The organism is Thermoactinomyces mirandus (assembly GCF_013868055.1).
GTDB classification, from domain to species: Bacteria; Bacillota; Bacilli; order Thermoactinomycetales; family Thermoactinomycetaceae; genus Thermoactinomyces; species Thermoactinomyces mirandus.
Map to the genome: position 1 here is coordinate 192,322 of NZ_JACEOL010000009.1, position 13,200 is coordinate 205,521.

General features: G+C 49.1%; 16 protein-coding genes. 4 read left to right on the forward strand and 12 right to left on the reverse strand.

The genetic code is table 11. The features are described 5' to 3' along the window. Positions 1 to 89 precede the first annotated feature (89 nt). Genes cbiB through cobT form a run of 7 tightly spaced genes read right to left on the reverse strand, consistent with a single transcriptional unit; the run spans position 90 to position 5,862 of the window. Positions 90 to 1,079, reverse strand: a complete 990-nt coding sequence (gene cbiB, locus H2C83_RS04025) for an adenosylcobinamide-phosphate synthase CbiB (RefSeq protein ID WP_181737984.1) — start codon at positions 1,077 to 1,079, stop codon at positions 90 to 92. Then, positions 1,076 to 1,780, reverse strand: a complete 705-nt coding sequence (locus H2C83_RS04030; protein ID WP_181737986.1) for an adenosylcobinamide amidohydrolase — start codon at positions 1,778 to 1,780, stop codon at positions 1,076 to 1,078. The genes cbiB and H2C83_RS04030 overlap by 4 nt, the downstream gene beginning before the upstream one ends. After that, positions 1,777 to 2,391, reverse strand: coding sequence for a histidine phosphatase family protein (locus H2C83_RS04035; RefSeq protein ID WP_181737988.1), 615 nt, complete (start codon positions 2,389 to 2,391; stop codon positions 1,777 to 1,779). Before H2C83_RS04035 ends, H2C83_RS04030 begins: the two co-directional genes overlap by 4 nt. Then, positions 2,382 to 3,137, reverse strand: a complete 756-nt coding sequence (cobS, locus tag H2C83_RS04040) for an adenosylcobinamide-GDP ribazoletransferase (RefSeq protein WP_181737989.1) — start codon at positions 3,135 to 3,137, stop codon at positions 2,382 to 2,384. The genes H2C83_RS04035 and cobS overlap by 10 nt, the downstream gene beginning before the upstream one ends. Then, the gene (cobU, locus tag H2C83_RS04045; protein ID WP_181737991.1) at positions 3,134 to 3,649 is read right to left on the reverse strand and encodes a bifunctional adenosylcobinamide kinase/adenosylcobinamide-phosphate guanylyltransferase; all 516 of its coding nucleotides are present in this window, start codon (positions 3,647 to 3,649) and stop codon (positions 3,134 to 3,136) included. Before cobU ends, cobS begins: the two co-directional genes overlap by 4 nt. After that, positions 3,650 to 4,786: a threonine-phosphate decarboxylase CobD gene (cobD, locus tag H2C83_RS04050; protein WP_181737993.1), complete on the reverse strand. Its 1,137-nt coding sequence runs from the start codon at positions 4,784 to 4,786 to the stop codon at positions 3,650 to 3,652. 32 nt (positions 4,787 to 4,818) lie between these two features. After that, the gene (gene cobT / locus H2C83_RS04055; protein WP_246333718.1) at positions 4,819 to 5,862 is read right to left on the reverse strand and encodes a nicotinate-nucleotide--dimethylbenzimidazole phosphoribosyltransferase; all 1,044 of its coding nucleotides are present in this window, start codon (positions 5,860 to 5,862) and stop codon (positions 4,819 to 4,821) included. Between the two features lie 185 nt (positions 5,863 to 6,047). On the opposite strand from cobT, the gene leuC reads away from it, so the two are divergent. Together leuC and leuD are read left to right on the forward strand one after the other, a co-directional pair. Further along, a complete protein-coding gene (gene leuC, locus H2C83_RS04060) occupies positions 6,048 to 7,487 on the forward strand; it encodes a 3-isopropylmalate dehydratase large subunit (protein ID WP_181737996.1) in 1,440 nt (479 codons plus the stop codon). Beyond that, entirely contained in the window at positions 7,474 to 8,082 is a 609-nt protein-coding gene (leuD, locus tag H2C83_RS04065) for a 3-isopropylmalate dehydratase small subunit (RefSeq protein ID WP_181737998.1), read from the forward strand. The genes leuC and leuD overlap by 14 nt, the downstream gene beginning before the upstream one ends. Positions 8,083 to 8,138: 56 nt before the next feature. Here the strand turns inward: leuD and H2C83_RS04070 are convergent, their stop codons facing one another. Beyond that, entirely contained in the window at positions 8,139 to 8,342 is a 204-nt protein-coding gene (locus tag H2C83_RS04070; RefSeq protein WP_181738000.1) for a YqgQ family protein, read from the reverse strand. A 63-nt stretch (positions 8,343 to 8,405) separates the two neighbouring features. Between H2C83_RS04070 and H2C83_RS04075 the strand changes: the two genes are divergently transcribed. Further along, entirely contained in the window at positions 8,406 to 8,783 is a 378-nt protein-coding gene (locus H2C83_RS04075; protein WP_181738002.1) for a hypothetical protein, read from the forward strand. Positions 8,784 to 8,803: 20 nt separating this feature from the next. Here the strand turns inward: H2C83_RS04075 and H2C83_RS04080 are convergent, their stop codons facing one another. After that, positions 8,804 to 9,379, reverse strand: a complete 576-nt coding sequence (locus tag H2C83_RS04080) for a biotin transporter BioY (RefSeq protein ID WP_181738004.1) — start codon at positions 9,377 to 9,379, stop codon at positions 8,804 to 8,806. A gap of 234 nt (positions 9,380 to 9,613) precedes the next feature. Here H2C83_RS04080 and H2C83_RS04085 point away from each other — a divergent pair, with 234 nt between their 5' ends. Beyond that, entirely contained in the window at positions 9,614 to 10,339 is a 726-nt protein-coding gene (locus tag H2C83_RS04085; protein WP_181738006.1) for a S1C family serine protease, read from the forward strand. A 38-nt stretch (positions 10,340 to 10,377) separates the two neighbouring features. On the opposite strand, the gene H2C83_RS04090 is transcribed toward H2C83_RS04085, so the two are convergent. The 3 genes from H2C83_RS04090 to H2C83_RS04100 form a co-directional block, all read right to left on the reverse strand. Beyond that, on the reverse strand, positions 10,378 to 11,253 hold the full coding sequence (locus H2C83_RS04090) for a sulfite exporter TauE/SafE family protein (protein WP_181738008.1): 876 nt from the start codon (positions 11,251 to 11,253) through the stop codon (positions 10,378 to 10,380). Between the two features lie 122 nt (positions 11,254 to 11,375). Beyond that, positions 11,376 to 12,542, reverse strand: coding sequence for a sulfate adenylyltransferase (gene sat / locus H2C83_RS04095; protein WP_181738011.1), 1,167 nt, complete (start codon positions 12,540 to 12,542; stop codon positions 11,376 to 11,378). Between the two features lie 177 nt (positions 12,543 to 12,719). Next, positions 12,720 to 12,935 carry a hypothetical protein gene (locus tag H2C83_RS04100; protein WP_181738013.1) on the reverse strand — a complete coding sequence of 72 codons (216 nt, stop codon included), beginning with the start codon at positions 12,933 to 12,935 and terminating at the stop codon, positions 12,720 to 12,722. Positions 12,936 to 13,200 lie beyond the last annotated feature (265 nt).

The following is a 13,200-nucleotide window of genomic DNA, read 5'->3' on the forward strand; positions in this document are numbered from 1 at the left end:
TCTTGGGCGAAAGCCCTTTTAACAGATTATATTCTATTACAGTATTTACCCCAATTCAGAAAAAACAAGCCTCCATTTAAAAAATCTGTTTACCCATGGATCAATCCGGACAGGAAAATCATGGCCAGCAGGTAAAGCCATGTTGTAAACCACATGACACGAATGGCCAGCAGAAGATGTTTTGCTCTTCTGGACTGGACCGGTTTTCCCATTCGGGAACGGATCGACCGTACACCCTGGTAAACATTTACTCCTCCCAGCTGAATCTGGAGGCCGCCTGCCATCAGCGATTCCGGTATCCCGCTATTGGGACTGGGATGCTTGTGTGCATCCTCCCTGACCGTTTTCCAGGCCGCCCGCGGACTTAAACGCAACAAGCCCAGGGCAAACAACATAAACGGAACCATCGTCCGGGCCGGAAGCCAGTTGGCCAGGTCATCCAGCCGGGCAGAAGCCCATCCCAGGTGCAAATAGGTTCTGTTTTTATACCCTACCATGGAATCAAGAGTATTTACCGCCCGGTAAGCCATCGCCAGTGGCGCACCTCCGATTGCCGCATAAAACAGGGGAGAGATAATGGCATCGACAATATTTTCGGCAATTGTTTCAACTCCGCCCCGAACAACTTCCTCCTTATTCAACCTGGATGTATCTCTGCCGACCACCATCGACAAACGCCGCCGCGCCAGTTCAAGATCCTTGTTTACCAGCGCTTCGTAAATCGCTTCTCCCGATTCCGCCAGTCCGCGCGGCGCAATGGCAAGCCAGATCAAAACGGTTTCACACAGGATTCCCAGCACCAGATGGATTTGACCGGCTACCCTGACAAGAAGATAGGCAGCTCCCCAAACACTGCCTGCCACAGTCAGCGGAAGAAGCGTTCCCAGACAACGTACTTTCCATTTGTCCCTTGTCATATTCCAATTTCTTTTTTTGCAAAAAGCCTGCAAACGATGGTCCAGCCACCCGATCATTTTTCCCATTCCCGCAACCGGATGCCAGGAACTGCGCGGATCGCCCCAAATCCAGTCAATCAGAATCGCCAGTATAAACACAACTGCACAAGAGGCTGTCGTCATCCGCGTTCCCCCTCATTTCGCCCCCTGATCACAGCATTTTTTACTGCCTGATACACTTCTTTTCCCAATGCATTCCCAAGCGGACTTGATAAGCCCGCATAAAGATGCAGATAGCTTCCCACTTTTTTTTGCGTGGAAGCAATGACAATCGCATCGGTCCCTGTTCCGGTCGCCGTTTTCCCGTGAATTTCCTTGACCGCCAAATCCTGTAATGCTGCCGTTTTTGCCTCTGTTGCGGTGACGATCGCCCCGGCCATCGCCGCAGGAGTCAACGCGCCATCCACCAGAATCACTGTATTGATGGTGCCCGGAATATGTTTTTGGGCTGTCCAGAAAACCGGATAAGATTCACCGGCACGGGCCGCATTTCCTGTACCTGCTGTAACAAACACGCTCAGCTGGAACGTTGTTTCCAGAACGTGACGATAACAAACCTGATTCACCCTGGCCGCTGTCAACAGCACAACCGTTTCTTCCAGGGGCTGATTTTGCTTTGTCAGCCAAGCCCGGATTTCCTTTTCGGGATCAGAAGCCTCATAATCAATATCGACATGCCGGTTGATAATCCGTTTGCAACAAGGCTGGTCACTCCCAAAAACCGCACTGGACAATATGGTAAACGGCTGGGTGGATTCAATAACCAGCTTTTCGGAATCGACCGACCATGAAACAGGATTGCCCGTTAAGTGTAACCAGTTCATTTACAAGCTCCTTTCTCACATACAGAACCACAAACAACCCACTTCGTCCCTTCTTTCTCCACAATCCAGCCATCCGCATGCGGGATCATCGCCTTCCAGAAATCATCCCATGTTTTGTATATGTGCCGGACAAAAAACCAGCGAATCGGACCTCCATGGGTGAAGATGGCGACAGTTTCCCCCGGATCATGGCTCTGTTCCAACTTTTCCAGCCAGCCCGACAGCCGTTGATGAAGGTCTGTCAGACTTTCACCTCCCGGAGCAGCATAGTGGACAGGATCATTCACCCAATTCCACCAGGCTTTCCTGGCGGCAGCCTCCGCTTCCAAATACGTTTTTCCTTCCCAGATCCCAAACGAGCACTCTCTCAAGGCTGGTGTGACTGTAAGCGGAAGGTTCGGCCTTCTCTCAAGAAAAGGAGCGGCAGTCTGCAAAGCTCTTTGCAAATCACTGGCAACGACTGCATCCACCTTTGAGAAACGGATTAATCTTTCCGCCAGCGCTTCCGCCTGTTTTTGGCCAATTTCATTGAGGGGTTCATCCGTATGACCGATATACTGTTTCTTGCGATTGGCAGCTGTCTCTCCGTGCCGAATCCACATCAGACGCATAATGCCTGCACCTCCGGAATGGTGAAGAAGAGCAGCCAGACCAGTTCACCCGCTTCAATCATCGCTCCGTAAATATCGCCTGTGCATCCGCCGATGGTCTTGGTTGCCTTTCGTCCAATCCATCCTGTTCCCACAAGTACAAACAGCCCAACAATCAGGCCTGCGAAACCCAGCCATATCACAGTTGGCAAAATAGTACAAACAAGAGCCCATCCAAATCGTTTCCAGTTCAGATGTTGGCGCATCCCTTTCCCCAGGCCATCCATTTTGGCATAAGGAAAAAAGCGAATCCCGACAACTGCTCCCATTCTTCCCCACACACAGGCCAGGATCAATACAATAGCAAAATATGGATCAGACGTATCAGCCAATACAATCAAAGCACCTGCTTTCAGCATCAGAAGCAAAACAACCGCCAATACCCCCATTGCTCCCACACGGGAGTCCGTCATAATTTCCTTGATTTTATCGGAATCCCTGTTGGAACCCATTCCGTCAGCCGTATCCATCCATCCGTCCAAATGCAGACCGCCTGTCAAAAAAACCCATGCGGATAAAATCAACAATGGCTCTACAGGTGACGGAAACCAAGCAGCAACCGCCGCATCAAACAGAAACAATATGGTACCTAATATGATGCCTACCAGCGGATACCACATCGGACTTTCGTCAAAACCTTGCTTCTCAAGCCGGGCAGGCAGCGGAATTCGAGTCATAAAAGTAAGTGCCTGAATAAAAGAATTCATTTTTTCACCCTCCATGGAATACCGGCTATAACCAGCCACACTTCATTGGCCTGTCCGGCTATTTTCTGATTCACCCAGCCCAGCGTATCCTGAAAAGCGCGGCTTACCGGATGCATGGCCACTCCTCCTAAACCGATTTCATCCGTGACGATCACCGTCTCGCGCTGCTCCAGGCTTTTCAGCCATGATTCTGTTTCCCGCTCAACCCGCCGGCTCCATTCTTTTTCTCCAAATACACTCAATCCATAACTCACCCAGGTTGTGACACTGTCGAGCAATACCTGATGTTCGGGCGGGATCTGTCCGATCGCCTGAGCCAGGTCAAAGGGCTCCTCCACTACATTCCAATGGGCAGGGCGTCTTTGGCGATGAATTTCTATACGCGCACGCATTTCTTCATCTTCAGCCGTGCCTGTTGCAATATACGTCACGTTACCGGCATCCATGCACAATGATTCGGCAAAACGGCTTTTGCCGGAACGGACACCTCCAGTAACCAACCGGATTCCCATTTACTCCTCCCCTTTCACAGCAGCAAGTTCGGCAAGCGCCGACAGAAGCAGGCGGTTTTGCCCGGGTTTTTTGATCGCTGCCCGGAAACAGGCAGAGTCCAGACCTTTATAGTTTGAACAATTACGGATCAGCAGACCTTTTTCAGCCAGGCGGGATTGCAATTCATTGACCGTGTGAACCGCGTTTGGCTGAACAATCCGGACCAGCAGATAGTTGGCCAGGCCCGGAAACACGCAAAATCCACGGAGTTTGCCGATTTTCCCGATCATCAAATCCCGTTCTTGATGAATCCAGTCTTCCACCTGTCTGGCGTGCTCCTGATAAATATCTTCCTGCAACACCGCACAACCGATTTTCTGCGCCAGTCCGTTCACACTCCATGGAATTTGCAGTTTTTTGATATGGGAAACCATCGCTTCCTGCGCGATCAAATATCCCAGGCGCAACCCCGGGAGCGAAAAAAACTTGGTCATGGAACGAATGACGATGAGATTGGGAAAATTCCGCGTAAACGGGATCAGAGACCTTGCTTCCCCGTTTTCAACAAAATCGATAAACGCTTCATCCACAACAAGCGTTGTCTTAAAAAGGTGCGCCAGTTTCAAAAGTTCCTCCATCCTGCCGGAAGACAGCATATGGCCGGTCGGATTATTGGGATATCCAATAAACAGCAGATCAACCTGCTTGATCAGCGACACCATTTCTCCCGTTTCCGGCTCAAAATCCTGTTCCCATGCCGTAACCAGATGATCTACGGGAATTCCCCTTTTTTCCGCGCACTCGCTGTATTCCGCAAATGCAGGGGAAATCACCCCGACACGGGCCGGCCGCAACGCCTGGATGATTAAATCGATCAACTCCGCTGCTCCATTTCCCGGCAAAGCCATTTCCGGGGATACCCCGTGAAATTCCCCAATCGCCCGTTTCAGCTTCCTGCTGGCCGGATCAGGGTAAGAGGAGAAAACAGGCATACCTGCTTCCTCCACCGCTTCCCTGATGATCTGTTTCACGACCGGCGGCGATCCATATGGATAAATATTTGAACTGAAATCAATCCAGTCACCCGGCGATATTCCATACAGTTCACTGGCAGAAAGCAAGTCTCCGCCATGCCCAAACTGTTCAACCTGCTCCATAAATCTCCCCTCTTTTCTTTTTCACGATGGGATCAGGCACTGGGACCGGCCAGTCCCAAATCAGCAAAAGTTGCCATTTCCCTGGCGAGCGTAACGGCTGTTTCAAAAATCGGCATTGCCAGTGCCGCTCCGCTACCTTCTCCCAGACGCATGTCCGCATGGAGCAGAGGTTTCAGGCCAAGCTGTTTGAGAATCACGGAATGGCCCGGTTCAACCGATGCGTGGGATGCAAACAGATAGGATTTAATCTCCGGTTTCCAGCGTGCTGCTGCCAATGCGGCCACGGTTGAAATAAAACCGTCCGTGATGACCGGCATCCGGTTTTCGGCCGCACCTATGTATGCTCCTGCCATACCGGCAATTTCCAGTCCGCCAACCTGCGCCAGCACCTCGAGCGGTCGGTCCGGATCTGGCCGGTGCCTCAGAAGGGCTTTTTCAATCACCCGGCATTTATGGGCATAAGCGGAATCGGAAAGCCCCGAGCCCCTTCCTGTCATCCGTTTCACTTCCATCCCCGTCAGCGCTGAGGCAACAGCGGCACCCGCAGTCGTATTGCCAATTCCCAATTCACCTACAGCCAAAAGGCGTACACCCTTTTCCCGCAATTTGCAAACTGTCTTTCTCCCCGTTTGAATTGCCTGCATCACTTCTTCCTCGGTCATCGCTTTTTCCACACAGAAATTACGCGTTCCCTTTCTGACACGGGCTGAAACGACTGACTCAGGCACTTCCTCCAGTTTGCTGCCGACATCCACGACGCAAAGTTCCGCCCCCGCCCTTTTTGCCAGCAGGTTGATCGCCGCTTTTCCCCGGTCGAAACTCTGAATCATCAATGCTGTCGCTTCCTGCGGGTAGGCACTCACCCCTTCTTCCGCCACTCCGTGATCCCCGCAAAAAATGACAACCGCTTTTTGGTGAAGTTCAGGAAACATCTCTCCCGTAATAGCTGCCAGGCGAACCATAATTTCCTCCAATTGCCCCAGACTGCCAACCGGCTTCGTTAACTGATCCACATGTTTTTTCATTTTGTCGGCCATTTCTTCCGAAACAGACGGAATTTCTATAAGAGTTTCCAAGTTTCCTCCCTGCTTTCTTTAAAATCTTGTTCAACACAATTATAGTAAAATTTAATAACGTCAGTTATTTGTTAGAAAATTGATTGTTGCAAGATGCATATCTTTTGTTAAAATATTCTTCAATTATATGTTTCTGATTTTCTTTTTGTTTTCGACGAGCTGAGACCAAAGATGAGGTGAGCAAAATGAAACCACGAACTTTCTTCGAAAAAGTTTGGGATCGCCATGTCATTGAGCAGAAAAAGGGAAAACCGGCGATTTTGTATATTGATCTTCACCTGGTTCATGAAGTTACTTCCCCACAGGCTTTTGAAGGATTACGCCTTCAGGGGCGGAAAGTCCGCCGTCCGGATCTGACGGTCGCAACGATGGACCACAATGTTCCTACCACCGACCGCCTGATACCGGTCAAAGACCCCATTGCCCAGAAACAGATGGAAACATTGGCCCAAAATTGCAAAGAGTCCGGTATCCCCCTGTTTGACCTGAATCATGAGTACCAGGGAATTGTCCACGTCATCGGCCCGGAACTTGGGCTTACCCTCCCCGGAAAAACAATTGTCTGCGGTGACAGCCATACTTCCACCCATGGAGCTTTTGGCGCGCTGGCATTTGGAATCGGGACAAGCGAAGTGGAACATGTCCTGGCCACCCAGTGTTTGCAACAGCACAAGCCGAAAACGATGCGCGTCCACTTCAGGGGAAAACTCCAGCCGGGAGTCAGTGCCAAGGACGTGATCTTGGCGTTGATCGCCCAGATCGGCACAGACGGTGCAACCGGTTATGTCATTGAATATACGGGTGAAGCAATTGAGCAAATGTCCATGGAAGAAAGAATGACCGTTTGCAATATGTCGATTGAAGCAGGTGCTCGCGCCGGAATGATCGCTCCCGATGAAACCACGTTTTCCTATTTGAAAGGACGCCCTTACGCCCCCAAAGACCATGACTTCGAGCAGGCGGTAAACGAATGGAAACAGCTTTGCACCGATCCAGGCGCACTGTATGACGCCTATGTCGAAATAGATGCCGCCTCGATTGCCCCGCAGGTAACCTGGGGGACCAGTCCGGGAATGGGTACCGACATTACTCAAACCGTCCCCGATCCAGCCTCCTTTCCTTCCGAAACAGAGGCGAAAGCCGCTGAATATGCCCTTGAGTACATGGATCTCAAGCCAGGAACCCCGATGACGGAAATCCGGATTGACCAGGTGTTTATCGGTTCCTGCACCAACTCGCGCATCGAAGATTTGCGGGCTGCCGCCAAAGTGGCCCAGGGCTACAAAGTGGCGCCACACGTTAAGGGAATGGTTGTCCCCGGTTCACAACAGGTAAAGCGGCAGGCGGAAAAAGAGGGACTCGACCGGATCTTCAAGGAAGCTGGCTTTGAGTGGCGCGAGTCCGGCTGCAGCATGTGTCTGGCCATGAACCCTGATGTTCTTCAACCCGGTCAGCGGTGTGCCTCCACTTCCAACCGAAACTTCGAAGGAAGACAGGGACGCGGGGGCAGAACCCATCTCGTTTCCCCGGCTATGGCGGCTGCCACAGCCATCGCAGGCCACTTTGTAGATGTTCGTAATTGGCAATATCGCAATCAGGAGGATAAAATTCATGCAACCACTTAAACAGCATCGCGGAATCGTATGTCCGCTGGATCGAGCCAACGTCGACACGGATGCCATTATCCCCAAACAGTTTCTCAAACGGATTGAACGCGCCGGCTTTGGCCAGTTTCTTTTTTATGACTGGCGGTTTACAGACGACGGCCAGCCCGATCCGTCCTTTATCCTGAATCGGCCACAATACAAAAATGCCAGCATTATACTGGCACGAAAAAACTTCGGCTGCGGTTCTTCCCGGGAACATGCGCCCTGGGCATTAAAAGATTATGGATTTCAGGTGGTAATTGCCCCCACTTTTGCGGATATCTTTTACAACAACTGTTTTAAAAACGGAATGCTCCCTGTTACGCTTCCGGAAGAACAAATTGACCAGTTGTTTGAAAAAAGCCTGACAACCGGCAATTATCAGCTGACAGTTGATCTGGAAAAACAGGAAGTTCGTGATGATACGGGAATCCGCTTCAAGTTTGAAATTGACCCGTATCGCCGTTACTGCCTGATGGAAGGACTGGACGACATCGGAATTACCCTGCAGTCAGAAAGCAAAATCAAACAATACGAAGAAAAACTGCCTGCCTTTTATCGCATTCACTCTTGACCAACGCAAAAACGGGCATGACCACTTGCGAAAGTGGTTAATGCCCGACTTTCCTGTCAATGCTCCATCGTTTTAAAGCGGGAAGATTGCTGGAGAAGAACAGCCATGGCTTTTTGATACGTTTCCTTGTCAATCATTCCATACTGCCTCAGTTCTTTCACTTCATCCAGCATCAGTTCAATATCCCCCTGCCTGTCCCCTGTATAGATGATCGTGCCAAACCTTTTCAGAAGCCGGCGGACATCTGCCATAGTTTGCATGGATGCTTCTCCTCTTTTCTTGTGTTAAACTGGATGTAACCTCACAGAAAGAGGTGTTTTGTTTTGGTATACACCGATTTCATTCCGGTAAAACGCATGATCGGGCATTTAATCATCTCGCAAAAGAGAAATAATTGGGGAGCCACCCTTACAACGAAAGAATTCATTTTTCAAAAACCTCATTTATCCTATCATATCCTGCTCAGCGATGTCATAGGAATGACGCCTTACGAGATAAAAGAAACCGGCCCTGTTTGCGATCACACCCTGATGCACGCAAAATACGCTCACAGTTATTATAAACTGACAGCAGGCAAACTGTTTCTGATCAACCGTCATGGTGTTTTTGCCAAAGGGGCAACCAATCTGATTGTGCCCTTAAACTCCCGCCTGTTGCATTATGTAGAAACATATACAGATTTTACAATATTACGCTGGTAAAAAGAGCTTGGCCATTTTGGTCAGGTTTTTTTCTCTACACGGGTTAATTGGGGAAGGGCTTTGCGAATCGCCAGAACCACCGGAACAGCAACAATGGCTTTCGTCAGGTCTCCCGGCAAAAATATCAGCAGGGATGTGATCAGCGTCGTCTGATTAAGCGGAAGGTCAAGCACAGTGATCATCCATGGAAATCCGGCCAGATGAATTAACAATACGCCTCCGACTACATGGGCAAATCCGATTTTCCATCCTGACAACGTTTCTTTTTTAGCCCAGTGGTCAACCATCCAGCCGATAAGCCCGGCGGCAAATATCCAGCTTAAAATATATCCGCCGGTGGGACCAAGCAAAGCGCCAATTCCGGTTTTTCCTTCACTCAGAACAGGTGCGCCGGCAATGACCAGGGCAACATAGACCATCATGCCGATAAAACCGCGTCTGGCTCCCAGAACCGATCCCATCAGCATGACCACCATGGTTTGCAGGGTAACCGGAGCAGGCCCTGCATGAATGGCAAAGGTTCCGCTAACGGCAAGCATGGCCACAAACATGGCTATTATCGTCATATCGCGAATTTTCATTACAGACTTGTTCATCGCAGAACCCCTTTTCTTCTTGATTTATTCGAAAAACTATTCCTGACGCGCTTTTTCAATTAAATGCCTAATTAATTTCTATTTTATAAGATATCTATTGCCTGACTCATTGTCAACTATATAAAAAATAAAGTATACAATAAAACATGCTTCCTTTTAAGCATTCGCCCTGCCCTGCCGTCAGTTGCCGCATATGATATACAACCCGGGTTAAGCCGATTGGGAGTGAAACTCATGTCTCACAGAAAAATACAGGCACATCGCCTCTCCGTGGCTCAGGCAACACAGCATCCGGCGAATGTGTTTGTTTCCGTTTATCGCCACATTCGGCGGGGAATCGCTTCAATCATGACGGAAGAAAGCAAGCCTCAACCTTACGTGCCAATCCCGAGAAACCTGTTCAGTCTGTTCGTCCCCGAACAGCGCAAACTGGCTCAGGTAAGAAATCATTTTGGCTCCGGATTTGTCATTAATTCGAAGGGATACATTCTGACCAATGAACATGTGATTAAAAATGCATCACGGATTCAGGTGAAACTGGACCATTACAAAAAAAGCTTGACCGGGGTCCCGGTATGGGCAGACAGACAGAAGGATTTGGCCATCATTAAAGTAAAAACCCCACGGCCGCTGCCTGCCCTGCAGTTGGGAACTTCCCGAAACACGCAGGTGGGGGAATGGGTTCTGGCCGTCGGAAATCCATTTGGTTTGGAACAGACGGTCACGGCAGGCATTATCAGTGGCAAGAACCGGCCGCTCAAAGTCGGGGGACGGTATTATGAAAATGTAATCCAGACGGATGCGGCCATTAATCCGGGAAACAGCGGCGGTCCATTGGTCAATATTTTCGGGAAAGTAATTGGCATGAACACCCTGATCATTTATCCATCACAGTGCATCGGGTTTGCCATTCCCATTGAAGACATTCGTCCCCATATTGAACCCTACCTGTCAGGTTAAACAGAAAAAAGGGATGCATTTGTCTGCACCCCTTTTTTCTATGCCTCCAACGACTGTTTTCTTTTTCTGCTGCTTTGCAATTGCCACCAGATGGCAAATCCCCATAAAACAATGAGCATGGAATAAATCGTCCAAATCCCCAGCGAAGGAACGGGAAAAATTTTTAACACCTGCCCGACATTGAGGATTACAATGAATCCGCCCACCAGCACACCGAGCAGATACGAGGGAATCACCCGGACGATCCAGGCTGCAATTGGTGCAGCAATAACTCCGCCAATCACGAGAGCGGCCACCCAATAAATGTTAAATTGTTCCCAGCCCAGGAACAGCAAAAATCCCAGTGAGGCCGAAACAGCTATCACAAACTCGCTTGTATCCACTGTGCCAATGACGACTCTTGGACTCATCCCCTTTTTGCTTAAGAGCATCGGCGTGGTAATCGGCCCCCAGCCTCCTCCTCCAACAGCATCAAAGAATCCACCGACGATTCCCAACGGGATCAGGTAAGCTTTTGACAATTTTACTTCTTTTGGGGTTTCGGGACGAACATGAAATAAAAATCGCCACACGATATAAACTCCCATGATCAACAAGAAGAACGATACAAATGGTTTGATTCTGTCTCCGGGAATATGACTTAAAAAAGCAGCTCCCAAAAATGCACTTACTGCTCCGGGAATGACCAATTTTACAAGAATTTTCCGATCTACATTCCCAAACCACCAATGAGAAACACCTGCAACAGCGGTGGTGGCAATTTCGGCAAGATGAATCGATGCGGATGCCAATGCAGGAGCAACACCAAACAACAACAGGAAAGAAGCAGAAGTTGCCCCGTATGCCATTCCCAATGAGCCGTCAATCAGCTGAGCAACAAAGCCGATCATCGTCAGGATCAGAAGTTTTCTCATATCCATCCCTTTCTTACTATATTATTTCACATCATAATAATGTGTTTTGATTTTTCGCAAAACGGGAGTTCTTCTCACAAGCTCCCATACCATCCTTTTTTCAACCAGGATCATCCTGCGCTTTAAATATTGACCTTTTTCCGCAGTCCCTCCATCAAAACCTGAACTACTTCCGGACGCGAAAATTCAGGTGGCGGAGCAATTCCTTCGGATAACATTTTTCTTACTTTCGTCCCGGAAAGAATGACATGAAATGCTGAATCATGGGGACATGTTTTATAAGAAGTCATCCCGCCGCATTTTTTGCAATAGAAGCTGTGTTCGAAAAAAAGCGGTATAATGCCCAATTCTTCCGTGGAAAATTGCCCAAAAATCTTTTGCGCATCATAGGTTCCGTAATAATCGCCAACTCCCGCATGGTCCCTTCCTACAATAAAATAGGAACAGCCGTAGTTCTTGCGTACCAGGGCATGGAAGATCGCTTCACGCGGCCCCGCATAGCGCATGGCAGCCGGATAAACCCCCAACAGGACACGTTGCTTTGGATAATAGTGTTCAAGAATGGTTTCGTAACTTTTCATTCGCACGTCAGCCGGAATATCATCTGCTTTGGTCTGTCCGACCAGCGGATGCAAAAACAGTCCGTCCACGGTTTCCAAAGCTGCCTTTTGCAAATATTCATGGGCACGGTGAATGGGGTTTCTGGTCTGGAAGCCGACTACCTTCTTCCACCCCCGCTGGTGGAAGATTTCCCGTGTCTCTGACGGATCATAAAGATGGTTTTGAAACGGGTGTTCCGGCCGTTCTAACAGCCAGATATCTCCTCCGGCATTTAACGGGGATTGCCTGTAGAGCCAGGCTACTCCCGGATGAGCCAGTTCATCGGTCAAATAGACAGATCGGGCCTCCTCTCCGGGTTCAACACGGTAAAGATCTTCAACGCGCATCACTGCAATGATTTGACCCTGGGTATTGATCAGCGAGATATAATCCACCCGGGCAATTTCCGTTTCCCGTTCCTCTGGAACAGGCAGCGTTACGGGAATACTCCACACGGTTCCATCAGACAATCTCATCTGTTTTAAAACCGACCGGTAATCCTTTTCTCCCAGAAATCCGGTCAATGGCGAAAAAGCTCCAGTCGCGATACACAATAAATCCGACAAGATTCGGGCTGAAACAGAAATCTTTGGAAAATAAGCCGCCCGCTCCATCCAGTCTTTTTTCTCTTCACCTGTCAGTACCCGGTTGATCAACGTTCCTCCATGTGGGGCGATAATATCTCCCATGTTTCTGCTCCTCTCATCTCATTTTCACCTGTAAACAATAAAACAACGCTATTCAGCACACGCAAAAAGATCTGGCACTTTTTAACGCTAACCGTTCCCTGTTAGAATCAAACCGCTACAGCCACAGCACAAAGGATAAATCCACATTTCCAGGCGATCAGTGCAACAAACCTGCTGTCAAGTAAGAAAAAAGGCATGAACGACATTGGTCCCCACCAGCATGGAGGCAGGAAGAAAAGTGCTGGTCAACAGAAAAAAGAGCAAACTGCTTCCCACAGAAGCGGCCCCCTCCAACGCCCCCCGAAAAAATACCGTCCAGACGAAAAACAGAGTCAGAATATTGTTTTTTTTCTGATTGCAGTATATCATTTGCACCGGCATGAGAATAGACATAAATACAAGCTAAACCCAATTAATTTTATTTCCAATGTTCAACTGCCGCATGGTGTGCTTTTTCAGTGCCAGAATGTATAAAACCCCTGTTATGGCACCGGAACAATTGCCGAAAATCAATTTTCCCGTAATTTTTTGTTTCACCGGTTTCTGATAATATATTGCCAGCGCCAACTGCTTTGGTCACGGTTTGCATAGTGCAAATCGGTTCCCGCGGCCATTGCCGGAGGAAGCCCATACAGTAAAACCAACGGCGGGGGGCATT